22 protein-coding genes are annotated in these 24,582 nt (G+C 46.2%); 10 read left to right on the top strand and 12 right to left on the bottom strand.

The window, feature by feature from the left end:
• Positions 1-70: 70 nt before the first annotated feature.
• A complete protein-coding gene (locus tag IEV16_RS07135) occupies positions 71-3,490 on the bottom strand; it encodes an IPTL-CTERM sorting domain-containing protein (RefSeq protein WP_188365001.1) in 3,420 nt (1,139 codons plus the stop codon).
• A gap of 381 nt (positions 3,491-3,871) precedes the next feature.
• Between IEV16_RS07135 and IEV16_RS07130 the strand changes: the two genes are divergently transcribed.
• Genes IEV16_RS07130 through IEV16_RS07120 form a run of 3 tightly spaced genes read left to right on the top strand, consistent with a single transcriptional unit; the run spans position 3,872 to position 6,808 of the window.
• Positions 3,872-4,762 (top strand): prohibitin family protein, encoded by an 891-nt coding sequence (locus tag IEV16_RS07130; protein WP_188365000.1) that lies wholly within the window; start codon positions 3,872-3,874, stop codon positions 4,760-4,762.
• On the top strand, positions 4,752-5,243 hold the full coding sequence (locus tag IEV16_RS07125; RefSeq protein ID WP_188364999.1) for a PH domain-containing protein: 492 nt from the start codon (positions 4,752-4,754) through the stop codon (positions 5,241-5,243). Before IEV16_RS07130 ends, IEV16_RS07125 begins: the two co-directional genes overlap by 11 nt.
• On the top strand, positions 5,240-6,808 hold the full coding sequence (locus tag IEV16_RS07120) for a PH domain-containing protein (RefSeq protein WP_188364998.1): 1,569 nt from the start codon (positions 5,240-5,242) through the stop codon (positions 6,806-6,808). The genes IEV16_RS07125 and IEV16_RS07120 overlap by 4 nt, the downstream gene beginning before the upstream one ends.
• A gap of 4 nt (positions 6,809-6,812) precedes the next feature.
• Here the strand turns inward: IEV16_RS07120 and IEV16_RS07115 are convergent, their stop codons facing one another.
• Genes IEV16_RS07115 through dut form a run of 3 tightly spaced genes read right to left on the bottom strand, consistent with a single transcriptional unit; the run spans position 6,813 to position 10,219 of the window.
• Complete coding sequence (locus tag IEV16_RS07115) at positions 6,813-7,370, bottom strand: cytochrome b (RefSeq protein WP_188364997.1); 558 nt, start codon at positions 7,368-7,370, stop codon at positions 6,813-6,815.
• A gap of 10 nt (positions 7,371-7,380) precedes the next feature.
• Positions 7,381-9,813: a phosphomannomutase/phosphoglucomutase gene (locus tag IEV16_RS13525; RefSeq protein ID WP_308611100.1), complete on the bottom strand. Its 2,433-nt coding sequence runs from the start codon at positions 9,811-9,813 to the stop codon at positions 7,381-7,383.
• Positions 9,764-10,219 carry a dUTP diphosphatase gene (dut, locus tag IEV16_RS07105; protein WP_188364996.1) on the bottom strand — a complete coding sequence of 152 codons (456 nt, stop codon included), beginning with the start codon at positions 10,217-10,219 and terminating at the stop codon, positions 9,764-9,766. Before dut ends, IEV16_RS13525 begins: the two co-directional genes overlap by 50 nt.
• 301 nt (positions 10,220-10,520) lie before the next feature.
• On the opposite strand from dut, the gene radC reads away from it, so the two are divergent.
• Together radC and IEV16_RS07095 are read left to right on the top strand one after the other, a co-directional pair.
• The gene (gene radC / locus IEV16_RS07100; protein ID WP_188364995.1) at positions 10,521-11,204 is read left to right on the top strand and encodes a RadC family protein; all 684 of its coding nucleotides are present in this window, start codon (positions 10,521-10,523) and stop codon (positions 11,202-11,204) included.
• Positions 11,205-11,271: 67 nt separating this feature from the next.
• Complete coding sequence (locus IEV16_RS07095) at positions 11,272-11,796, top strand: hypothetical protein (protein WP_188364994.1); 525 nt, start codon at positions 11,272-11,274, stop codon at positions 11,794-11,796.
• A 317-nt stretch (positions 11,797-12,113) separates the two neighbouring features.
• Here the strand turns inward: IEV16_RS07095 and dxs are convergent, their stop codons facing one another.
• Positions 12,114-14,027, bottom strand: coding sequence for a 1-deoxy-D-xylulose-5-phosphate synthase (dxs, locus tag IEV16_RS07090; protein WP_188364993.1), 1,914 nt, complete (start codon positions 14,025-14,027; stop codon positions 12,114-12,116).
• Positions 14,028-14,030: 3 nt separating this feature from the next.
• Positions 14,031-14,786: a 2,3-diphosphoglycerate-dependent phosphoglycerate mutase gene (gene gpmA / locus IEV16_RS07085; RefSeq protein WP_188364992.1), complete on the bottom strand. Its 756-nt coding sequence runs from the start codon at positions 14,784-14,786 to the stop codon at positions 14,031-14,033.
• A gap of 159 nt (positions 14,787-14,945) precedes the next feature.
• On the opposite strand from gpmA, the gene IEV16_RS07080 reads away from it, so the two are divergent.
• Positions 14,946-16,010, top strand: coding sequence for a hypothetical protein (locus IEV16_RS07080; protein ID WP_188364991.1), 1,065 nt, complete (start codon positions 14,946-14,948; stop codon positions 16,008-16,010).
• Between the two features lie 11 nt (positions 16,011-16,021).
• Here IEV16_RS07080 and IEV16_RS07075 read toward each other — a convergent pair whose 3' ends face one another.
• Together IEV16_RS07075 and IEV16_RS07070 are read right to left on the bottom strand one after the other, a co-directional pair.
• Entirely contained in the window at positions 16,022-16,276 is a 255-nt protein-coding gene (locus IEV16_RS07075) for a helix-turn-helix domain-containing protein (protein WP_188364990.1), read from the bottom strand.
• Position 16,277: 1 nt separating this feature from the next.
• Positions 16,278-16,532: a type II toxin-antitoxin system mRNA interferase toxin, RelE/StbE family gene (locus IEV16_RS07070; RefSeq protein ID WP_229728283.1), complete on the bottom strand. Its 255-nt coding sequence runs from the start codon at positions 16,530-16,532 to the stop codon at positions 16,278-16,280.
• Between the two features lie 186 nt (positions 16,533-16,718).
• Here IEV16_RS07070 and IEV16_RS07065 point away from each other — a divergent pair, with 186 nt between their 5' ends.
• Complete coding sequence (locus IEV16_RS07065) at positions 16,719-16,889, top strand: hypothetical protein (protein WP_188364989.1); 171 nt, start codon at positions 16,719-16,721, stop codon at positions 16,887-16,889.
• Here the strand turns inward: IEV16_RS07065 and IEV16_RS07060 are convergent.
• The 4 genes from IEV16_RS07060 to hemP form a co-directional block, all read right to left on the bottom strand.
• The gene (locus tag IEV16_RS07060) at positions 16,873-18,711 is read right to left on the bottom strand and encodes an SLC13 family permease (RefSeq protein WP_229728282.1); all 1,839 of its coding nucleotides are present in this window, start codon (positions 18,709-18,711) and stop codon (positions 16,873-16,875) included. The genes IEV16_RS07065 and IEV16_RS07060 overlap by 17 nt on opposite strands.
• A complete protein-coding gene (gene trmB, locus IEV16_RS07055; RefSeq protein ID WP_188364988.1) occupies positions 18,711-19,397 on the bottom strand; it encodes a tRNA (guanosine(46)-N7)-methyltransferase TrmB in 687 nt (228 codons plus the stop codon). The genes IEV16_RS07060 and trmB overlap by 1 nt, the downstream gene beginning before the upstream one ends.
• 179 nt (positions 19,398-19,576) lie before the next feature.
• A complete protein-coding gene (locus tag IEV16_RS07050; protein WP_188364987.1) occupies positions 19,577-20,179 on the bottom strand; it encodes a hypothetical protein in 603 nt (200 codons plus the stop codon).
• Positions 20,180-20,260: 81 nt separating this feature from the next.
• A complete protein-coding gene (hemP, locus tag IEV16_RS13545) occupies positions 20,261-20,431 on the bottom strand; it encodes a hemin uptake protein HemP (protein WP_188364986.1) in 171 nt (56 codons plus the stop codon).
• 148 nt (positions 20,432-20,579) lie between these two features.
• Between hemP and hutU the strand changes: the two genes are divergently transcribed.
• Genes hutU through IEV16_RS07030 form a run of 3 tightly spaced genes read left to right on the top strand, consistent with a single transcriptional unit; the run spans position 20,580 to position 24,543 of the window.
• Positions 20,580-22,238 (top strand): urocanate hydratase, encoded by a 1,659-nt coding sequence (hutU, locus tag IEV16_RS07040; protein WP_188364985.1) that lies wholly within the window; start codon positions 20,580-20,582, stop codon positions 22,236-22,238.
• Complete coding sequence (gene hutH, locus IEV16_RS07035) at positions 22,238-23,764, top strand: histidine ammonia-lyase (RefSeq protein ID WP_188364984.1); 1,527 nt, start codon at positions 22,238-22,240, stop codon at positions 23,762-23,764. The genes hutU and hutH overlap by 1 nt, the downstream gene beginning before the upstream one ends.
• Positions 23,746-24,543, top strand: coding sequence for an N-formylglutamate amidohydrolase (locus tag IEV16_RS07030; RefSeq protein ID WP_188364983.1), 798 nt, complete (start codon positions 23,746-23,748; stop codon positions 24,541-24,543). Before hutH ends, IEV16_RS07030 begins: the two co-directional genes overlap by 19 nt.
• Positions 24,544-24,582 lie beyond the last annotated feature (39 nt).

The raw sequence follows: 24,582 nt of genomic DNA, 5'->3' as shown, positions 1-24,582 counted from the left end.
GACAGGTCATAACCTAAAAAGCCCGCGATCTGCGGGCTTTTTAGTGTCAATGGAGAATAGTTCGTGAGAACTAATCTAAACGCCTTCGTATGCCTAACAGGGCCATAAGACTTACCAATATCAACATCGCCCATTGACTCAAGCTGGGTACCGGTTGTGCCGGTGCGGTTACTGAGCCGCCGTTGCCGGTATTGTCTTGGTTGTTCGTAGTAACTGGATCGGTTTCATCAGCTGTTACGGCTGCAGCATTGTCAAAATTTCCGGGACCATTGATGGTGGTGGTTACCGTTATGGTTTCACTGCCACCATTAACCATGGAAGGAATCGTACATGGTAATGCACTGCAGTTGACTGAACTGACCGATGTGATACTTAAGTTTGTGGGCGTATCTGTCACCACCACATTGTTCGCGGTATCCGGACCATTATTACTGACCACCAGAGAGTATTGAATACTTTGGCCTGGGCTAAATGGTCCACTCGTCAGCAATGTTTTAACAATCGCCATATCGGCGCTCACACCGGCGGTGCCACCATTGCCGGTGTTGTCATCGTTATTCGATGGATCCGGGTCGGTTTCATCAGCAGATACATTCGTGGCATTATCAAAAGCGCCAGCACTGTTAATGGTGGCGGTGACCGTAATGGTCTCACTGCCGCCATTGGCTAACGATGGAATGGTGCATGGGAAGGCTGAGCAGTTGGTTGAGGTCACCATATTAATGGTTAAGTTAGTCGGTGTATCGGTAACTTGTACATTGGTTGCCGTATCCGGGCCATTGTTGGAAACCACCAAGGTGTACTGAATGCTTTGACCATTGCTGTAAGGGCCTGCGGTGTCCAAAGTCTTGGTCACGGCCACATCAGCAGAAGCACCGGCTGTGCCACCATTGCCCGTATTATCCGTATTATTGGATGGATCGGGATCTGGTTCATTGGCATTTACTGTGGTGCTGTTATCAAAAGCGCCAGCACTGTTAATAGTGGCGGTGACCGTAATGGTCTCACTGCCGCCATTGGCTAACGATGGAATGGTGCATGGGAAGGCTGAGCAGTTGATTGAGCTCACCGTATTAATGGTTAAGTTAGTCGGTGTATCGGTAACTTGTACATTGGTTGCCGTATCCGGGCCATTGTTGGAAACCACCAAGGTGTACTGAATGCTTTGACCATTGCTGTAAGGGCCTGCGGTGTCCAAAGTCTTGGTCACGGCAACATCAGCAGAAGCACCTGCGGTGCCGCCGTTTCCGGTGTTGTCGTTATTATTACCGGTGTTAGGGTCGGTCTCATCAGCCGTAACAGCTGTGGCATTATCAAAAGCGCCAGTACTGTTAATGGTGGCGGTGACCGTAATGGTCTCACTGCCGCCATTGGCTAATGATGGAATGGTGCATGGGAAGGCTGAGCAGTTGGTTGAGCTCACCGTATTAATGGTTAAGTTGGTCGGTGTATCGGTAACCTGTACATTGGTTGCAGAATCCGGGCCATTGTTGGAAACCACCAAGGTGTACTGAATGTTTTGACCATTGCTGTAAGGGCCTGCGGTGTCCAAAGTCTTGGTCACGGCCACATCAGCTGAAGCACCTGCACTACCACCGTTACCCGTATTATCCGTGTTATTGGATGGATCGGGATCAGGCTCATTGGCTGTTACTGTCGTGCTGTTATCAAAAGCCCCGGTTGCAATAATGGTCGCGGTGACATTAATAACTTCTGATGCCCCATTCACTAAGAATGGAATGGTGCAAGGGAAAGCCGAACAATTGGCACTGCTGACTGTGTTAATGTTTAAGTTGGTCGGTGTGTCTGTGACTTGAATATTATTGGCTGTATTTAAACCATTGTTGGTCACGGTAATTGAGTAGGTCACAGTGCTGCCGGCGATATAGGGGCCTGTGCTGGTCAGGTTTTTAACCACCTGGACATCGGCACCGGCGGTACATATCGGCAAATCTGCCACGGCAGTGGTGCTTTCAGCGGGCAGGCCTGAGCCGCCCATGGTTGCACCATTGGGTGTGAATTCTGTGACAGAATCCGAAGCTGATGAGCCATTACCACCACCGGCTGCGGATGTGGTAGTCAGTCCGCCGGAGTAGGCAATGACGCCACCGCCGCCACCGCCACCGGGGCCTTCGCTTTCATTGCCGATGGTTAATTGATCGCCGCCCACACCGCCATCAGCAAAAATACCGGGGCCGGAAAAAGAAGCGGCAGAAATTACCACGGTGCCACCACCGCCACCGCCGCCGGGTGCGTCATTATTACTACCACCTTGCGTGTCTTCACCATCCGCTCCGTTGGCTAAAATCTGGCCACTACCATCAATGCTGTTGGCGATAATGTAAATCAAACCACCGCCGGCACCACCACCGCCGGCCTGGTTGTTATTGCCGTCACCGGCACCACCGCCGCCGCCAAAGAATAGTCGGCCGGTGTCATCAAAGGGCACAGGTCGGCCGCCTAAGCCACCTAACTCTTGACGGTTATTACCATTCCAGCTGGGATCACCCGGTGGAACGGTTAATGCGTCTAAGTTTGCTCTACCATAAGTATAGCCACCGCGACCACCACCTGAAGAAGTCGTGGCAGACGTTAAGGTACCATCGATATCCCAGGCCTGGTTCCAGTTGGTGCCGGATAAATCGGGATTACCCTGGCCATTCCAGGTAGTATTACCGCCATTGGCGCCACCGCCGCCACCGGCATTGTGGCCATTACCACCCCCGCCGCCATTGGCCGGAGCGCCACGGCCATATCGACCGCCGTAGTTATCATATTCAGTCTGAAAACCTAAGATACTTTCACCTTTTTCAGCCCCATCATTCGGCGATGAATAGTAATAGAGCGGTCGACTTTCACTGGCTGGGCTTGAGTCGTTATCAATAACGCCACCACGAAAACCTTGTCCGCTAACATCCATAAAGCCGTTTACGGTTAAGGTGCCGGCCACATCAACGGCCAATACGCCACCAATAGTGCCATTCCAGGGCGCAGCACTGACAGTGACACCGTTGTTAACGATTAAGTTATTAAACTGTGGTACACGAATGACCTGGGTGTGGCTGGTGCTGTAACTGTAAATCAGTTGGTCGGCCAGACATAAGTTACCTTGTTCAGCAACCACAATGTCATTGCCGGTAACCGAAAGAACCTCATGAATTTCATAACGACCGGCACTGTTTAAATTAAAATCACCATAAGTGTTTGTATTATTTCCGGCACTGGCGTAACTGGCCCCTTGTGCTTGATAGAGCATAATGCGATCGCCCGGTGACAAATCAGTGTTGGTGTAAATGCCTTGACTGTCATCAAGATTATTGATGTCGTCAACGGTAACCACAATGGTACCGGCGTTGACGATACTGGTCACCCGGGCATATTCATTCACCGTAGTATTGGTCGTTAACGTGACATCTCCGTCCAGACCCGGCGCGGCATTGACCGCAAAACAGGCACACAAAAAGACAAGTGTAAGTAATTTCTTCGTCATAGGTTCTCTCGGGGTTAGGGAATATGGTTGAGCATGGTAGCATTATTGTGACGCAGCTCACAAAAAAATTAAAAAAATTATTTAATTTAAGTTTCATATAATTAAGACTAAAAAATAACAAGGTTAACTAAATTTAATGGTACGGCAAAAAAAATCTTCCAAAAACAATGGGATATAGATATCTTGCCAACATATTAGAAAACTAATAGATTTTGCTTTATAGTGGCGACAGGTTTTTGATATGACAAATATGGTCACTATAAAGGTGTCATTAAGTTGATGATTCAATGATAAGTTATGGTTTATACAAGGCATGACTTTTGACAGACGCAGTTTTAGGCACAATCGTTTACAATGACTTTTTTTTAAAAAGAGTGTTCTATGAATCAACAAATTCCAGTGGCTAAAGTTATCGTCGGTGTGGTCTTTATTGTGATTGTTTTGGTGGCATCACGGTTTTGGGTCAGTGTACCGGCCGGTCATGTGGCGGCAGCCACTTTATTTGGTGAGGTGCAGAAAGAAACCTATCCCGAAGGCTTAAATATCCCGGTCAATCCATTATTGAAGTTTCATGAATTTGATGTGCGTGAAAAAACCCACTTTGAATCGGCGCAGGTACCTTCTCAGGATCAGCTGCAAACAAAAATAGATGTGTCGGTGCAGTATCGATTAAATGGGGCCATGGCCAATATGATTTTAAAAGAAACCGGTTCCATTGATAATATGCTGGAAGTTCAGTTAAAACCCAAATTACGTTCCTTACTAAGGGAGCAGGGCAAATCGATTGAACGGGCTGAGGATTTCTTCCAGGAAAGCACGCAGGAACGTTTACAGACTGATTTAACCAACGACTTAGCAGAATATCTGGCACCGAAAGGCATCGAAGTATCGGCGGTACTGATTCGTGATATTTCCTTACCGCCATTTATTACCAAAGCCATTGAAGCAAAGAAGGAACGCGAGCAAGAAGTGGAAAAGCAAAAAGCTGAATTAGAACGTTATAAAACTGAGCAACAACAACTTATTGCCGCGGCGGAAGCACAACGACAGGCAGCGGAAGAAGAGGCCACCAAACGGCGATTACTGGCCGACGCTCAAGCCTATGAAATTGAGAAAATTAACACCGCCATCGGTAATAATCCGAATTATGTGAAATTGCAGGCTTTAGAAGCGCTGAAAAGTATCTCCAAAGATCCGGCCAGTAAAATCTATTTTATTGACAGTGATTCACCTCAGCCGTTACCGCTGATGCATTTATCCGATGATAAATAAAACCAATCCGAGCCAAGCCATGCAGTCTTTGGAGCGTGACTATTTACGAATTATCCGATGGATTGGATTGGCGATGTGTTTATTGATTGCATTGGCTCCCAGCATTGTTTTTGGGGTATTGTGGTCTGTGGCATGGTATTGGGCGCTTCTGGCATGGATGCTGTTGGCGGCCCTGTTATATGTATCACTTAAAAGCTATTTAAAACACTGGTATTTGAACTATAAGTATCACTTAAATACAGATTGTCTGGCCATCAGACGCGGTGTTTTCTGGCGCCATCAGATTGCGGTGCCGGTCAGCCGGGTACAGCATGTGGATGTCAACAGCGGACCGCTTGACCGGCGTTATGGGCTGGCGAAACTGGTGGTTAACACCGCCGGTACCCATTATGCCCAAACCAGCTTGCCGGGGTTATCTGTTGATAAGGCCTATCAATTAAGAGATCAGTTACTGGCGGCTCAGGAGGGTGATACGGTTTGAGTGAGTCAGATATTAAACAATCCAAAGACGAACAACCTGATGCTTCAAAAGAGACATTAAAGAAGTCTGATTTAAAAACCGCAGGCTACCGTCTGGCACGGGTGTCGCCGGTGTTTTTGTTTATTGAAGTGGCGAAAAAAAGCATTTTCCCTTTGGTGGTCACATTTTTAGGCACCAGTGGCGGTTTACAAGACCGCATATTTATTGGTGTGGCGGTGTTCTTTTCTTTGTTCAGTATTATTCAGTATTGGTTCTTCCATTACTGGTTGGAAGAAGATCGTTTGGTGGTGAAGTCGGGTATTCTGTTTAAATCATTGCGTCAAGTGCCTTATGAACGGATACAAAATATCACCACAGAACGAAATATCCTACACCGGTTATTAAACGTGACCACATTACAACTTGAGTCGGCTTCCGGGCAAAAGCCCGAAGCCTTAATTCGGGTTATTACCACGGAACAAGCCCGCTATGTGCATCGGTTTATTGCTGATAAAAGCAGTCATGTGGATCGTCCTGAGGAAAATAGTTCCTCCGAACAGGGTGATCAAGCGACGCAACAAACCGCTCGACAACAGGCCTTGTTCCACATGCCACCCAAACAGGTATTTCGCCGGGGATTAATCAGTCTAAAAGCCTTGTTGCCGATTGGTATTTTATTTTCGTTTTTATTTCAGAATGATGCGTTGCGCGAGCAGGTGACGGTTTTTTTAACGCAGTTTATTGGCGGCTTGCATATAGAAATGTGGACCTGGCAAACCTGGGTTTTGTATGGTGGTTTATGGTTTGTTGCCGGTGTTTTCATATTATTGGCGATTTCAGTCGCCATTGCCTTTTTGCAATTTCATGAATTTACTTTGCATAAAAAAGGTCAGCGCTTACACATAAAAACCGGTTTACTCACCAACCGTCAGGCGACAGTGCCAATCAAACGGATTCAGCTTATTCGCATCATACAAAGTCCGCTGCACAAAATATTTGGCCAGGTGAGTATCAAGATGGAAACCGCCGGTGGCGTCAGTGAAGACAATGCCATGAGTATGCATTGGCTGGCACCTCTAATTCCTGAACTTGAAGCCCATGACTTTCTTAAGCAAATTCAGCCGCAAATGAATTGGTCAGAGATTGAATGGCAAGCCATTGAGCCGGAGGCCAGAAAACGGGTGTTTAAAAAAGGCTTGTTATTGGTTTTGGTGTTGATGGTACCGTTGGCGTACTTTTATGCCTGGTGGGCCATGATGATGTTAATGATGGTGCCTTATGCGTGGTGGTATGCGGGTCAATATGTGCGCAAAGCCGCTTTTACCCATAACCGCCAGGTGGTCGGTTCAAGATTAGGCGTTTTTTTTCATCAGCAACAGTTTGTTGATATCCATAAAATACAAAATATTAAGTGGCACCAAACCCCTTTTGATCGGCGTTACACGATGGCGAGATTAACCGTGGATACAGCCGGGTCCAGTGTGATGTCACAACCGGTGAGTCTGCACTATGTGCTTGATGAACGGCTTCAGCCGATTTACCAAAACCTCACCCAACAAGTGGCTGAAAGCCGCTTTGTGTGGTAGAGAATTATTGCTTTGTCGGGTGGCTTTTAAAAATACGGTGCATCACCGCGCCCTTGTTGGTGATGAGGTGTTTGAAGGAAGCCAGTACGTGAACGATGATGGTTACCCACAGTACAGTGCCGGTGATGACATGAACCTCTTCCACCAGTTCATGTAAATCGTGGTTTTCAGTGGCGATGGGTGAAGGGATGGTGAACCAGCCGAACACATTCAGGTCATAACCATTGCTGAACAACAGCATTGGTCCGCTGAGTGCCATAATGGCGATACAGGTCAATAAAACCACATGCACCAGTTGGCTTAAAAATTTAAAGGGTTGCGGCTGTTCAAAGGGCTTCGGTGAATGGGTGAAAGCGCGCCACATGACCCGAAAAAGCAGGTATATAAAGAACAGTCCGCCTAAATTAACATGCCAGCCGGCCCAGTAACTGCGGGCATCGCCTTTGGGCAATGAGGTGAAGTACAAGCCCAATATCACCATAACAATGACAATGAGTGCTGCAAACCAGTGGTTAAAACGAGAAATAAAACCGTATTGATCGGGGGTGTCTTTCCAGTTCATTGTTAATCTCCTAAAAAGGTAAGTTTAAATCCGCGCTGACTTTCAATAATTGGGTTCGGAACGATTCTTTAATGCGTTCCAGCGCCGCCTCGTTGTCGGCATCAAAACGAATCACCAGACACGGCGTGGTATTAGAACAGCGCACCAGTCCCCAGCCGTCTTCAAAATCAGCCCGGATACCATCTATGGTGGTGATTTTAGCCTCCTCAAATTTAACCCGGTTTTCAAATTCTTTCATAAACATATAATGTTCACCCTCGGCCATTTCGACTTTTAGTTCCGGGGTACTGACGCCTTTGGGCAAGGTGTCGAAGACTTCTTGTGGGCTGTCTTCTTCCTGATCAAGAATTTCCAGTAAGCGCGCCGCGGCATAAATTCCATCATCAAAACCAAACCAGCGTTCGTTAAAGAAAAAGTGTCCGCTCATTTCACCGGCCAGAGCGGCATTGGTTTCTTTGAGTTTGGCTTTCATAAAAGAATGACCGGTTTTCCACATAATCGGCAAACCACCGTGTTTAACAATCGCCTTGGGTAAATGGGAGGTACATTTGACATCGAAAATAATGCTGGAGCCCGGTTGGCGTATCAGTACATCCTTGGCAAACAGCATCAATAAACGATCAGGGAAGATGTTTTCCCCCTCTTTGGTGACCACACCAAGTCGATCGCCATCACCATCAAAAGCAATACCAATATCGGCATCCACCGATTTTAAAGTGGCTTTGAGGTCTTCTAAGTTTTCAGGCACGCTTGGGTCTGGGTGATGATTGGGGAATTCACCGTCCACTTCACAATGCAGTGGAATTACATTGCAGCCGATTTCTTCCAGCACGTCCACCGCAATCGGACCGGCGATACCATTACCGCTGTCAACCACCACGGTGGGTTCGTTCTCCAGCTGGATTTCAGAGCTGATGTAATCAATGTAATCATCGGCAATATCAAGTTCCTGAACCTGGCCGTCACCGCTGAGTAAATTACCCTCAACAATCATGTTATAGAGGTTGGTAATCAGTTTGCCTGACAGGGTTTCTCCATCTAACATAATTTTCAATCCGTTGTACTCTGGCGGATTGTGACTGCCGGTCAACATCACACCGGAACCGGTTTCCAGGTGGTGGGTGGCAAAATACAACACGCCGGTGGGCACTGCACCGATATTAATCACATCGCAACCGCTGGCTTTAACGCCTTGAATGAGAGCCTCCAATAAATCCGGGCCGGATAAGCGACCGTCTCGGGCCACCACCAAAGATTTACGTCCCCGGTTGATGTTTTCGGTACCAATCGCCTGACCGATTTGTATCACAGCATCACGGGTTAAGGTTTTATCGACAATACCGCGGATATCATAGGCTTTAAAGATTGAGGGGTCAGGGTGTTTTTTGTGGGTCATTTGTTTTCTGTCTGTGGGTTTTTTGTCCGGATCGTCAATGTTTTCTCCCGTGTTTTGACGGGGAACATAATGACTGGTTTTCTTTTTAACTTGTTGTTCTTTTTTGGCCGTCAGTTCATCAATGGCTTGTCGGCGTTTAAAGAAAAAAGCCACGGTTAAGAGTACCCCGGCCAGGGTTGCGATTATACTGCCCAGCAGGGTTAATTTGAATAAGCCTGCAGCCGCTTGCGGAGTTGAATATATCACATAAAAATTAGAATCCGGAATATGAATTTCATGTTCGTTGGTGGATTCTGAGGTCGCGGTGTTGCCCCATTGTTTTAGGGTCACGGTACTGAACCGACCGGATTTTTGCACCAGTTTAACTTCTCCGTTTTTAACGTGAATGCTTCCGTAATTAACCAGCTGTTCGACCGGGTAACTGATAATAACGTAACTTTTTTCCGGTTGTTGAATCAGGACATAATTGAGGTATTGATTTTTTTGACCGTATAAATGGATTTCCGGTAACTGTTCCTGCTGTTGTTCGCTGGTTTGTTTGAGCATATCCAATGTGGCGTAGTTAATGCCCGGGAATTGGGTTTCAGGGATGATGTCGTCAATCGGCTCAGACACTCGCAAAACCCGCAAAGTGTTGGGGACTTTTTCTTGAATCAAAGCCACAATATCCGCGTTATTAGGGTTATGTTTGACAATATCCGCCGCGGTTTGGTTGATACTTTTTAACTGCTCATTGACCTGTTGTGTGAGCTGTTCGGCGGTGTTGTTTAAGTTCGATTCCAGCCGTTCAGAAATCAGGTTGTGATAAGCCAAATAAGCAAAAAATAAACTCATGGCAAAAGCCGCCAAGGTGAAGCTGGTCCATAAAATCTCATCAGCCGGTTTAATTTTTAATAAAGATATGAGGTTAGCTACACCTCCGGATTGAGCGGTCTCTTCGGGCTGTTCTTTATTTTCCGGTTTTTTTATTTTGGTCAGTAATTTTTTGATGTCCATATTAACTGACTCCACTGTGCCCAAAACCACCGGCACCCCGGTCGCTATCATCAAAAGAATCCACTTGATTGAATTGCACCTGTAGCACCGGCACAAAAATCAGTTGAGCCATGCGATCACCCCGGTTTAAGGTCACCACCTGATTGGAACGGTTCCAGCAGGATACGTATAACTGGCCCTGGTAATCAGAATCAATCAAGCCCACCAAATTTCCAAGGACCAGACCTTTTTTATGACCGAGTCCCGAGCGTGGTAAAATCATGGCCGCAATCCCAGGGTTTTTGATGTGAATGGCCAGGCCGGTCGCAATCAATTGGGTTTCCCCGGGTGCCAGGGTGAGTTCGTGTTCTAAACAAGCCCGCAAATCCAGCCCTGCTGAACCTTCGGTGGCATAATTGGGCAGACCAAATTCCCGGTGAAAGGGTTTATCTAAAATTTTCAGGTCGATTTTTGTCATCAATGTCAGTGGTGGCGCTGAGCGAATTTTACAAACCATTGATTTTAATGGAGAGTCGGACAATATTCCACGCCTTTAAAAAAAAGGACTTGAAATGAGGGCTTAAAGCCGATTAAAGCGACATTTTATGGGTGACTGTGACTTTTTGTGTCATGTTTTAGAAGAATTGAGATGCGGTATTTGGTGATGTGACCATAGCCACTTCCATGTAATCAGCACTTACCCGATATCAGAATATATCGATGGTATTGCCGGTTTTAGGACAAGATAATGGTCTTTTATCCAATGGACTTTAACTGATATGGGTGCTTCAATGATCAAAGAAATGGCCGGAAAAGACCGGCCGCGTGAGAAATTAATACACAGCGGTGCGGCCAATTTAACCGATGCTGAATTGTTGGCCATTTTCTTACGCACCGGTATCGCCGGTACCGATGTCATGACCCTGGCTTTGCAGTTGCTTAACCGGTTTGGTAGTTTAAAAGGTATTCTGGGCTCATCGTTAAATGAATTTAAGCAAGTCAAAGGGCTCGGTATGGCCAAATACGCACAATTACAAGCGGCCGGAGAACTGGTCAAACGTGCCATCAATGAGCAATGGCATGAAAGCCACAGTTTTACAGATCCGGCGCATGTGAATGATTATTTACTGAATAATTTTGAATGCTGTGAATACGAACGCTTTGCCTGTTTATTGCTCAATTCTAAGCACCGCTTATTGCGTTTTGATTACCTGTTTAACGGTGGTATCAACAGTGCACAGGTTTATCCCAGGGTGGTGGCACAACATTGTTTGCGTCATAACGCCGCGGCCATTATCTTTGCCCATAACCACCCTTCCGGTGATGTTCAGCCCTCGCAGGCAGACCGGGATTTGACGGTGCGATTGGTAAAAACCCTACAATTGATTGATGTCAAGGTACTGGATCACTTTATCATCGGTCATCGCCAGACTTTTTCCATGGCCAGCCATCAAATGATATAAATTAAAGGGTATTTTTGGTAAGCTATCACTTTTATGTGATTATACGCCACACGTGTTTTTTAAACGCATGAACCCGGTTGCCAGGGCTGAAAAATATATTGAGAAAGGCAAATATAAAAAAGCCATGAAACTTTTGGGTAAAACTTTTGTGAAATACCCCAATAGCTTGGATTTGGCTCGTTTGCGGTTTGAGTATGGCAAATACATTCCTTTCGATGAACTTCACCATGAAGCGGCAGTGGATTATTTTAACCTGCAAATGCGCTTTGATGTGTCCGGTGAAAAAATTCACGGTGATTTTGTTAAATACATGACCACCACCCAGGGGCGCATTAACTTAGATGACGAAACCTTGAGTAAACTGGGTGTGGTGTTCGCCACCCATGGTTTTGAAAACAACGCCATTTACATCATCAACGGCCTGATGCGCAAGGAAACACGGATTGAATCTTTTGTTGATGCCTTGGTGGCGATGATCAATTATCTAGATGAAAAGGGTGCCTATAAAAAGACCCAAAGCTACAAAAACTACCTCAAATGGCACTATCCGGAGCATGAAATGACCCGTTATATTCTGGCCAAGCACCATTGAATAAGACATGATGAGACCTCTGCATAAGTCTGAGTTATTGTAAAAATGATTGAAATTCTGAAGTTCAAGGAAGGAAACGTAAGTAATAGGCCCTTTTTGTTTCTTAGGCGATTTGCCATAGGCAAGAAGCCTAAGAATAAAAAAAGCCAAGGCCGTAAGGCTATTGCTAAGTTTTATTCAGCGCTTCCCTGCGCTTCACCCCTGCGGGGCTTCCGTAATAATTCATTCCAGATGAATTATGCTGACGCGGAAATTCGGGATTTCAGACGTTTTTACTTAATTCACGACTTGTGCAGAGGTCTCATGATATAACAAATTCAGAGGTGCTGATTCTTATGGTTTTGCAAATAGACCAATTGAGCGTTTTGGGCTTTATCCTGGCTGAATAATTTGACTGTTTGGCGGATGCTGTCACTGTCCAGACCGGCTTCGGCCAACACTTCTTCCCGGCTGCCGTGATCCTGGAAATAATCCGGTAAGCCCAAATTGAGCACCGGCACGGTGATTTTAAGTGTGTGCAGTACTTCATTGACCGCACTGCCGGCGCCACCGGCCACCACATTATCCTCAACGGTCACCAGTAAATCATGACTGCGGGCTATTTTTTGAATCATGTTCTTATCCAGCGGTTTGACAAAACGCATGTCCACCACAGCGGCATCCAGTTTTTCTGCCGCCAGTAACACCTGATCAAGTAAGCCGCCAAAAGACAAAAAAGCAATGTGTTGGTTGCCTTTTCGAACCCGTCTGGCTTCGCCTATTGGCAATGCCGTCATTTCACTGTCAATGGCCACACCGGGACCGGTGCCGCGCGGATACCGCACCGCTGCGGGACCGGTGTGTTCATAACCGGTGTACAGCATTTGGCGGCATTCATTTTCATCAGCAGGCGCCATTATCACCATATTCGGGACACAACGCAAAAAGCTTAAATCCATACTGCCGGCATGGGTGGCGCCATCGGGTCCGACCACTCCGGCCCGATCAATAGCAAACAGTACATTTAAATCCTGAATTGCCACATCGTGTATGAGTTGATCATAGGCGCGTTGCAGAAACGATGAATAAATCGCCACCACAGGTTTGATACCCTCGCAGGCCATCCCGGCAGCCAGAGTCACCGCGTGTTGTTCAGCAATACCGACATCAAAATAGCGTTTGGGAAACAGTTTTGAAAATTCCACCAAACCCGATCCCTCACGCATGGCCGGCGTAATGCACACCAAATAATTATCATGGCGCGCCATATCACATAACCACTGGCCAAAAATAGCGGTGTAGCTGGGTTTACTGGGTTTCGCCTTCGGTTGCATACCCTTATCCGGGTCAAAAGGCGACACTGCATGGTATTTAATCGGGTCTTCTTCCGCCGGTTTATAGCCTTTGCCTTTTTTGGTGATAATATGCAGTAATTTTGGCCCTTTAATATCTTTGGCCACTTTCAGGGTGTTCACCAGTTGTTCGGTGTCATGGCCGTCAATCGGTCCTAAATGATGAAAGCCGAGCTCTTCAAACAAGGTGTTGGGCACAAACATGCCTTTGGTGTGAATTTCCCAGCGGGATAAAAAACGCCATAGCCAGGAATTGCGCCGCATCATGCGTTTGGATTTTTCGCGCATGCGGTTGTAGGTACGACCGCTGACGATTTTTATCAGCATTTTAGTCAGCGCACCAACGTTCGGTGAAATGGACATTTCGTTTTCATTCAGAATCACCAAAATATCGTTATCCACCTCACCACCATGGTTGAGGGCTTCATAAGCCATTCCCGCGGTCATGGCGCCATCGCCAATCACTGCCACACACTGGCGATCTTCGCCTTTAATCTGTGAGGCCAAGGCCATGCCCAAAGCCGCACCGATTGACGTCGATGAGTGACCGACGCCAAAGGTGTCGTATTCACTTTCACAGCGTTTAGGAAAGGGCGCCAGACCATCTTTTTGTTTGATGGTGGTGATGCGATCTTTACGGCCGGTGAGGATTTTATGCGGGTAAGCCTGATGACCCACATCCCAGACAATGCGGTCATCGGGCGTATTAAACACATAATGCAAAGCCACGGTTAATTCCACTGTGCCCAGGCCGGAACCGAAATGCCCGCCACATTGGGCAATGTGATTGATTAAATAACGGCGCAGTTCGTCGGCCACCTGGGGCAGTTTATCCTGATCCACCTCTCGTAAATCTGCCGGAATGCTGATGTTGTCCAGAATGGGGTATTGATTCGTCATCTTTTATTGGTTCTGTGCTTGTTTGCCTTGATTGGCGACCGCTTCCATGGCGGCTTTCAGTTCTTCGGGGTCACCCAAAAATTCACTGTTAATCGGTTTTAAATCATCGTCCAGTTCATACACCAACGGCACACCGGTGGGAATATTCAGTTTTAAAATCTCTTCATCAGAAATGTTATCCAAATACTTCACAATCGAGCGCAGTGAATTGCCATGGGCGGCAATAATCAGCCGTTTGCCTTGTTTGATTTCCGGTTCAATCACCTGCTGCCAGTAAGGCATCACCCGTTCCACCGTATCCGCCAGACATTCACCCAACGGAATCTGGTCTTTACTTAATGACGCATAGCGTCGATCGCCATAGACATTGCGCTCATCATCCCAATCCAGTTTCGGCGGTGGTGTGGCATAACTGCGACGCCAGATATGCACCTGCTCATCACCGTATTTAGCCGCCGTTTCGGCTTTATTGAGCCCTTGTAAAGCGCCGTAATGTCGCTCATTCAAACGCCAACTGCGTGTTACCGGCACCCATAGCTGGTCCAGTTCCGCCATGGTGATATGTAAGGTGTTGATGGCGCGTTTTAACACCGAGGTATAGGCCTGATCAAACTCAAAACCCTCAGCCGCCAGTAATTCACCGGCTTGTTGTGCCTGTGCCCGACCGGTTTCGGTTAAATCCACATCCTTCCAGCCGGTAAACCGATTGGCTAAATTCCACTCACTCTCACCATGCCGCAACAACACCAATTTAATCATATTAAAAGTCTGGATTAAAAACGGTTTATTATAACACAGTGCTTATTTTTGCCTTGTTAAAAACACAATAACTTGGTGTGAACTATTCGCTAATAAATAATTAATTATCTGATTGTTAATATGATTTTGTCGTAATTACTTCTGGACGTGGTCTATCACATGAAAAAAGTTTATCTACTAATCATTCTGATGTTTTTTGTTGACTCCCTACATGCAAAGGATAGAGAGGTCAATTTAATCAATGTTGTGAGTGGGTTTTATATTGGAAAGTTTGGCTGGGCTTACTCTAAAATTAATATGACGGATAATCAGGAACGTAAAAATATCGGATGTTATAAAAAAATAAATGGCTTTGAGATTGAAAACTGGACGGTTGAGTTTGGTGCACCCTGTGAACGTTTTGAGCAGATACAATTGTGGTTGTTTAAAGATAATTCGAAGGTGTTTAACATTTACCGTCAGAATATAGCACAATTAAAAAAGATGATTAATTATATGTACAGCCAGTCACCTGAGTTTGATTTACAGGTTGTTCTCATTGATCAAGAGTCAACGTTCGTAAAAAGTTATCATCATTTGGTACACGATTCTATACCGCTTAATACATTTGGTTTGGTTAACAGTGAAAATTTTACGGAAACCGAAGTTGATAAAATAAACAGTTATTTAATCAGTACAATTTCTCATGAATTTTTCCACCTTTATCAGAAACGCTATAGAAGCAATTTAAACAAAACTCAAAAAAAGATTCTTCGAAAAAACAGAAATAATGAAGCCTTAGCAAAAGTGCTTGAGCGTTGTGGCTCTTTTGCCATCGGTGCCGCAGGTTTTGAAGTTTTGGATCATAAAGCGCTTATTGAACAATACCTTAAAAACCCCGGCTCACAAAGTATTTACGATAAAACATTTGAAGAAAGTCCATTAAGTGTTTGGGGTGTTAATTTCAATGAAGCCAATATGGGTTACTCGTTAGGCACATACGCCCTCTGGGACCAATTCGGAACAGACGTTCAGCCCTATGAGAAAAATAAAATCAGCGATATACTAAAATTTTGTCGTTATGTGGTGCAGACGATTCCTGATGTTAAGGCTTTGCGTGAGATTAGTTTAAGTGATTATTTACCTATGCCACGACCTGACTTTTATTGGGATAATGACTCGCTGAAAACATCAACGATAAATGATTCTAAAACAACTGTTAGAGACCATTTAGTGAAAGTCTAACGAAATTCTATTTACGCTGCCTCAGAAATATCCCAACCCGGAAATACCAAAACCGCTGGATGGCATTGAAGCGCTTTTGCCAGGACTTTGGCCCGTTCTACACCCAAGTTGACACGATTATTTTCAATGGCTGAAATCGTTGATTGAGGTATTCCGGTCATGGTTGCTATTTGATTCTGGCTTAATTCTTGTAGCTCACGAATAATCCGAACCGACTCGCCGACGGTAACTTTGATTGTTTGTTTGGCTTTGTGATAATTTTTCATGTTATTTTTTCCTGTAATCATGGGCTGTGATTTTCTCGACAATAACATACACATTATCTTGATCAATTTTATAAATAACTCGATATTGCTTATTAAGTCGTGAAGATCGATATCCCAGCCATTGCCCGCTCAAAGGCTCATCATTAAACCCCCTTATGGCCTTTAACCCCGATTGGCCTGAAATGCGAACGATGTCTTTCCATTTCTCATAACGCTTTAGCATTTCAACAGGCAGTTTTTTAAGTTGCTTGGCCACAGACCTATGTTCATAAACATCCCACATACTAAATAAAGTATACATATCAAATTTAGTATGTCAAGATGTATCCATAATATCGACACACCAATCGAAATTTTCCTACAAGCCAATCGACTTTTTGCTGTATTTTTGTTTTGGCCGTTTTGTTGTAATGGTGGTGACTTTGTGAGAGGAGTAAAACACATGAACCAACAAGAATTTGAATTTGTAATGGCAGAAATTGAAATCATTATTGAGCAGTTGGCGGATTGTCAGTTTTGTCATAAGCCGGTGCATGAGGACAATATTAAATTGTTAAAACAGCTGTTTCGGATGAAGCTGGAGCGTGCTTGCGCGCTTAAAAGAGCTGGTTAATAACGGTAAGTGAAACACCCAGAAAAAGTAGGGTCATAAAGAAACCGACTTTAATGAAATCCCTCACGGCGTAACCACCCGGCCCCATGATGAGGGCGGAGACTTGGTGGGTAGGGAGGATAAAGGCGTTGGAGGTCGAGATGGCCACAATGAGTGCATACATGGCCGGGTTGCCACCGGTTTCCAGGGCCATATTAATGGCCAGAGGCACTAATAAAACGGTGGCACCAACATTCGACATCACCAGCGAGAAAATGGTGGCTAAAATCGCCAGGGTGAGTTGATAGACAATTTGTGGCACATCACCAAGGCCGGCGATGGTGTTTTGGGCAATCCAGACGGCGGTGCCGGTTTGTTCCATGGCGAAACCCAGGGGGATTAAACAGGCCAGCATAAATACGGTTTTCCAGCTAACGGCGCGATAGGCTTCATCCATATTAAGGACACCGAAAATAATCATGCCCACGGCGCCGGTGAGCAGTGCCAGTGACAGTTGCATATTGGTAAAAATAACCAGCGATAAGCTGAGTGCAAAGAACAGGATGGCAAAGGGAATTTTTTGTGGTCGTTGTTGTTCACTGGGGGCATCACTGACCAAAGTGAGGTTCCGGGAGCGGCTTAATCCCATCTGGTCATTCCAGCGGCCATGAATAATAAACGTATCACCCAGTTGGAGCTCTAAATCGTACATGGCTTCACCGGTGTAGAGTTTATTGTTGCGTGAGACGGCCAGTATGGTGATGGCGTATTCTTTACGGAAGTGGTACTCAGAGAGTTTGGTGCCAAGATAGCGCGATCCGGGAATAATCACTGCTTCGGAAACGCCCGAAATAGACGGGTTAAAACTGGTTTTAAAATGCCGTAACTTTGGCAATACGGTGAGGTTGAATTCTTCAGCAAAGCGTTTAATTTCATCCGGGCTGCCCATCACGCCCAGGGTGGCACCATTCCAGATAAAGCGGTCACGGGGTGGTGCCAGGGTGGACTCGCCATCGCTGAATAAAGCCACCACCGGTGGGATATGCGGGTCAAATTCCAGCTCTTTAATCATCTTGCCCACCAGTGGACTGTCTTTGTTAACAATCATCTCGGTGATGTTTTTATCGATGTTGTAATTTTCCCGGAAATACGCATCCGAGCGGTGATTATTCACATGTTTCACGGCTTTTTCCTTAGGCAGTAAAAAGCGACCCAGGACTAAAAAATAAATAATTCCCGAAAGCAGCAAAGCCAGTCCAATCGGCGTCACGGAAAACAAACCAAAGGTGTCCATGGTATCGGTACCTGAAGGCAGGGATTGGTTCGAGGTTTCAATTAAGTCATTCAACAAAATCAAAGGCGATGAACCGACCATGGTGACGGTACCGCCTAAAATGGCACAAAAGCCCATCGGCATGAGCAATTTAGAAATCGGAATTTTCGCTGAGCTGGCGATTTTACTCATCACCGGTAAAAACAAGGCCGTGGCACCGACGTTTTGCATAAAACCGGAAATGACACCGACGGTGGAGGACACCACCGGCATCACGGTTTTTTCGGTTTTGCCGCCGATTTTTAAAATGAATTGTGCCACGGCACCCATCACGCCGGTGCGATCCAGGCCGGCACCGAGAATCATCACCGCTATAATCGAAATCACCGCATTCGAGGCAAAGCCTGAAAACAGCTGACTTTCGGGCACCAGTCCGGTTAAACCCAGCATAACCAAGATTAACACCGCCGCCACATCAATCCGAATCACTTCGGTGACAAACATGAGAACGGTGTAGGCCAGTATCGCCAGTATCATCACCATTTCATTGGTCAGCGGTATAATTTCCATCAGTTTTTGGTCCAGATTAAATCAAATGAAGCATGGTTTAGCCGTTGCCCGCGACGCTCAAACTTTGTAATGGGACGCCAGTCAGGTCGTGGTGCGTATCGTGACTGGTCTTGTGTGTTGCTGAGCCAGTCAGTATTGTGTTCAAATAATAGAGCCACTTCTTCGGCATAGGGTTGCCAATCAGTGGCAAAGTGCAAACGACCACCAGTTTTGAGTTTGGGCCGAATTAAATCCAAAAAAGGTTGCTGCACCAGACGCCGTTTATGGTGACGTTTTTTATGCCAGGGATCGGGGAAGTAAATATGCACGGCTTGTAATGAATCATCCGGTATAAATTCTCGAATAATATCCACCGCATCGTTTCGAATAATCCGAATATTGTCCAAATCATGCTCATCGGCGGCCATCAATAAGCGGCCGACGCCGGGCAAGTGGACTTCAATCCCCAATAAATTAACATCCGGATTATGCAGTGCCGCATGAATCATCGATTCACCATTGCCAAAACCAATGTCCAGCCAAACCGGATTTTTATTATCAAAAATCTCAGCAAAATCAAGCAGACCATCGGGTTCCAGTGCATAGTCCGGCATCAGTTTATTCACCGCCTGTTGCTGACCACTGGTCATCTTGCCTTTTCTTAATACAAAACTGCGAATATGCTCGCGGTTGGAAATAAATTTCATGCCCGAAAAAAATCATGCCCTAAAAAAAGCTATTCTACTGAATTTATCAGTGAATTGACCACCGATTGGAAAAAAATTAACTGAATTATGGGCTTAGCGATAATTTCTGTCTGTCATCTTTACAAAAGCATACAAAAGCATGGCTGTCCCTGATTGATACCCTATTGATTGATTTGTAACTATCCACATTCAATGCTGACATGGGGTATGCGTTTAAATCGTTTATTGTGTAATGTGTTTAAGTGACAGTCATAATCACTGATGCGACCGGTTTTGGTATCTAGTAAGTGACAGTGCGGGTAGGGGTTTTTATCGTAGAAAATACGGTTGTTGGCGTGTATTTTTTGGATTAACCGCTGTTCTTGCAGCTGATGCAGCAAGTGTTTAAGGTGATCGTCACTTTCAATCACATGGCTGTGTTCTTGATAATCCATTAAATCCAGTTCATTCGGATGGTAATGGCTCATTCGGATAAACAGCAGTAAATCGTGTAAAGCGAGATCTTTGGCCTGGTGTATTTTTAAATCTTGATACACCCGGTAATGATGCAGACATTGTTGTTGTATCATCGCTGCCTCAATCAAAATATGTTGGGCTTCGGTTTTATTGAGGACTTTCGGTCTGGCAAGGGGAAGCTGTAAGCCGATGTGAATACTTTTAAATATTTCTCCGGCCAGTACGCCAAACCATTTTCTAAAAGGTTTGTGGATCTGGCTTAAATTTAAAACATCATTAAGCTGATGGGAATTGGCGGGCGTAAGTTCAATATGCCAGGTACTCATGAATCTCTCCTGTTAAGTGGCTGGCTCAGAATTATAGGGGTCATCCATTGGGCTGGCTTTTGGGTATTCATGAGTTTGCAACTATTTGGTTAAAATGACCTTGTTGTTTTTAGTGAGCCGCAGATAATACATGTCCTTGTCATGACGGATGGGTATTACATTGCGGTCTTTAAAAAGCTGACAGGTGCTCAGGCCTAATTTAGCGTGAAGTTTGGTGGCCGCACGGCTTAGTGTTTTTCGTGAATTTTTCATGGTTAATAATTTGGTTACTGCCTTAAAGTATAATGATAATCATTATCATTTCAAGAGTTTTTTAAAATATTTTAACCATGGGGCTGGTTGGCTAAAACGGGGCTGAATTGATACAATTTAAACTTTTCAAATCACACTCGATTTCATCATGACCCAAGTCTCTGAAATTCGCGCACCGCGCGGCACCAAACTGAATACCCAATCCTGGGTCACCGAAGCCCCTTTACGCATGTTAATGAATAATCTGGATCCCGACGTTGCCGAACGACCGGAAGACCTGGTGGTGTATGGCGGTATTGGTAAAGCGGCCCGCAACTGGGATTGTTATCATGCCATCGTTGAGGCCTTGAAGAATTTAAAATCCACCGAAACCCTGTTGGTGCAATCGGGCAAACCGGTGGGTGTTTTTACCACCCATGAAGACGCGCCCCGGGTGCTGATTGCCAATTCAAATCTGGTGCCGCATTGGGCCAATTGGGACCATTTTAATGAACTCGATAAAAAGGGTCTGATGATGTACGGTCAAATGACCGCCGGTTCCTGGATTTATATCGGCTCACAAGGCATTGTCCAGGGCACCTATGAAACTTTTGTGGAAATGGGTCGGCAGCATTATGGAGGTGATTTATACGGTCGCTGGATTTTAACCGCCGGTCTCGGCGGTATGGGCGGCGCCCAACCGCTGGCGGCGACCATGGCAGGTGCTTCGATGCTGGCCATTGAGTGTCAGGAATCCCGGATTGAAAAGCGTTTGCAAACCGGATACCTCGATCAACGGGCTGATTCTTTGGATGAAGCGATGGCGATGATTAATCAGGCGGTGGCCGATAAAAAAGCCATTTCGGTGGGTTTATTGGGTAATGCCGCTGAAATTCTGCCGCAGATGGTTCAACAGGGTATTCGTCCTGATGCCGTCACCGACCAAACCTCCGCTCATGACCCGACCAATGGCTATTTACCCAAAGGCTGGACTGTGGATGAATGGTTTGAGAAACGTGAAAGTGACCCGCAAGGCACCGCCCAATCCGCCCGGGAATCCATGAAAATTCATGTGGAAGCGATGCTGGCTTTTGAAAAACAGGGCATTCCCACCTTTGATTATGGTAATAATATTCGCCAGGAAGCGTTTAATGTTGGCTGTGACAAGGCCTTTGATTTTCCGGGTTTTGTACCGGCTTATATCAGACCCTTATTCTGCCGAGGAATCGGGCCGTTTCGCTGGGTAGCCTTGTCAGGTGACCCCGAAGATATTTATAAAACCGACGCCAAAGTGAAAGAGCTGATTCCCGATGACCCACATTTACACCGCTGGTTGGATATGGCGCGGGAGCGTATCCAGTTTCAGGGTTTGCCTTCACGGATTTGTTGGGTTGGACTCGGGCAGCGCCATAAACTGGGCCTGGCCTTTAACGAGATGGTCAAATCCGGTGAGTTATCGGCACCGGTGGTGATTGGACGCGATCATCTGGACTCGGGTTCCGTGGCCAGTCCCAACCGTGAAACTGAAGGTATGGTTGATGGATCGGATGCCGTCTCTGACTGGCCGCTACTCAATGCCTTACTGAATACAGCGTCAGGCGCCACCTGGGTGTCTTTACACCATGGCGGTGGTGTCGGTATGGGCTATTCACAACATTCCGGGGTGGTAATTTGTTGTGATGGCACGGATGCGGCGGCTAAACGCATTGAGCGGGTATTATGGAATGATCCGGCCACGGGTGTTATGCGCCATGCCGATGCCGGTTATGATATTGCCAAAAAATGTGCCTATGAAAATAACTTAAACTTACCTATGCTGGATAAATAATGACTTATACCCTCACACAACAAGGCTTTGAGCTGGCGGATTTACGCCGGATTTGGCAGCAGTCGGTCACTATTCAGGTGGATGATCATTTAATGCAGGGCGTGATTCAGTCACGACAAACCGTGGAACAGGTGGCGGCCGGTGATGACACGGTTTACGGCGTGAATACCGGTTTTGGTCTATTGGCACACGTTAAAATCGATAAAAGTGAACTCGATACCTTGCAGCGAAATCTGGTCATTTCCCATGCCACCGGTGTTGGTAATCCGATTGATACCGACACCACACGATTAATTATGACCTTAAAAGCCATGAGCTTAGCGCAGGGTGTTTCGGGGATTCATGCCAACACCCTCAAGCTTTTACTGGCGATGATTAACCATGAAATTTATCCGCTGATTCCGGAAAAAGGCTCAGTTGGTGCCTCCGGTGATTTAGCTCCACTGGCACATTTAAGCAGCGCCATGATTGGTCTCGGTCAGGTCAGTTATCAGGGCGAAATCAAACCGGTAATGGACGTTTTCAATGCCCTTGAATTAACACCGATTAAACTCGGGCCAAAAGAAGGACTGGCTTTACTCAATGGCACCCAGGTGTCCACCGGATTGGCCTTAAAAGGTCTGTTTCAGGCGGAGAATGTTTTTCATGGTGCGATTCTGGCCGGCGCTTTGTCAATTGATGCTGCCAAAGGTTCGCTGTCACCTTTTGATGAGCGTATTCATCAGGCTCGTCGCCAAAAAGGGCAAATTACGGTGGCCCGTGCCATCCGTGAATTATTAAAAAACAGCGAAATCGTGGTCTCCCATGAGGATTGTGACCGGGTACAGGACCCCTATTGTTTACGTTGTCAGCCGCAGGTTATGGGTGCGGTCTTAGATACCTTTGATTTTGTCGCTGAGAAATTATTGATTGAAGCCAATGCCGCCACCGATAATCCGCTGGTGTTTGCCGAGCAAGGTGATATCTTATCTGGCGGTAATTTCCACGCCGAGCCGGTGGCTCTGGCTGCAGATTATCTGGGGATTGCCATCACAGATATGGCCAATATGTCAGAGCGACGTCTGGCGATGTTGATTGATCCGACATTAAGTCGCTTACCGGCCTTTTTGGTACCGGATTCGGGGGTCAATTCAGGTTTTATGATTGCCCATGTAACCGCGGCCTCGCTGGCTTCAGAAAACAAAACCTACGCCCACCCGGCCAGTGTCGACACCATTCCAACATCCGCCAATCAGGAAGACCATGTTTCGATGGCGACCTTTGCGGCCCGAAAGCTTGGTGACATCGCGGTGAACTGCGCCACCATTATCGGCATTGAAATGATGGCCGCCTGTCAGAGTATTGATTTTCACAGTGATTTAAAAACCTCTGAAGCACTGTACCGGGTTTATCAGCGGGTGCGCAGGGATGTGCCGTTTTTAGACAAAGACAGGTTGATGGCGCCGGACATTGAAATAATGCAATCTCTGGCACTGAGCGGTGAATTAAACCGCTATTTGGAGCCATTGTGTCCGTCTTTGCGCTAAGCGAAATCGGGGCGCCATCACCGCTGGTTATCAGCGTGCCCCATGACGGCGACAAGATGGCACCGGGCATGGTCAAACGCCTGCAGCCTTATGCTGCCGATTGTCCGGATCGTGATCACTTAATCGCCCGGGTTTTTGATTTTAAGGATTTGCCGCACACCCGGATTAAAGCCGAATACAGCCGCTATGTGGTGGATTTAAACCGCCCGGCAAGCGGCGATGCTTTGTATCCGGGGCAGTCGGAAACCGGTGTTTGTCCCATCACCGGCTTTGATGATCGGCCCTTGTACCGCAGTGGCCGGGAACCTGATGATCAAGAAATTAAACAACGCATTGAAAAATACTGGCAGCCTTATCACCATGAACTGGCGAAATTAATTGACCGGGCCAAAAACCGATTTGGTTATTGCCTATTGATTGATGCCCACAGTATTGATGATGTGGTGCCCCGGTTTTTTAAAGGCTTTTTACCCCATATCAATGTCGGCACATTTGGTGGCAAAAGTTGTGATGCGCAATACCAAAATATCATTACCGACGCCTTATCTCAACAAGACCGCTATTCCTGGGTGATTAACGACCGCTTCAAAGGTGGCTACATCACCCGCCACTACGGTCAACCTGAAAAAAATGTCCACGCCATTCAGTTAGAACACGGCAAATCGATTTATGCCGAAAGCTTACAAAAATTGTCACATAAAGCCGATGCTTTAATTAATTTTTGGTATAACACCCTTAAAAAGTTTATTTCTCACACTCAAAATGGTTCAAAAGTCTAAAAATGTGAAGTTGTTACAAAAATAACCGACCGGTGTTAA

It is taken from the genome of Marinicella pacifica (assembly GCF_014636635.1).
GTDB lineage: Bacteria > Pseudomonadota > Gammaproteobacteria > Xanthomonadales > Marinicellaceae > Marinicella > Marinicella pacifica.
The sequence above is the reverse complement of the archived record's forward strand: the minus strand, read 5'-3'. Positions and strand labels throughout refer to the sequence as shown.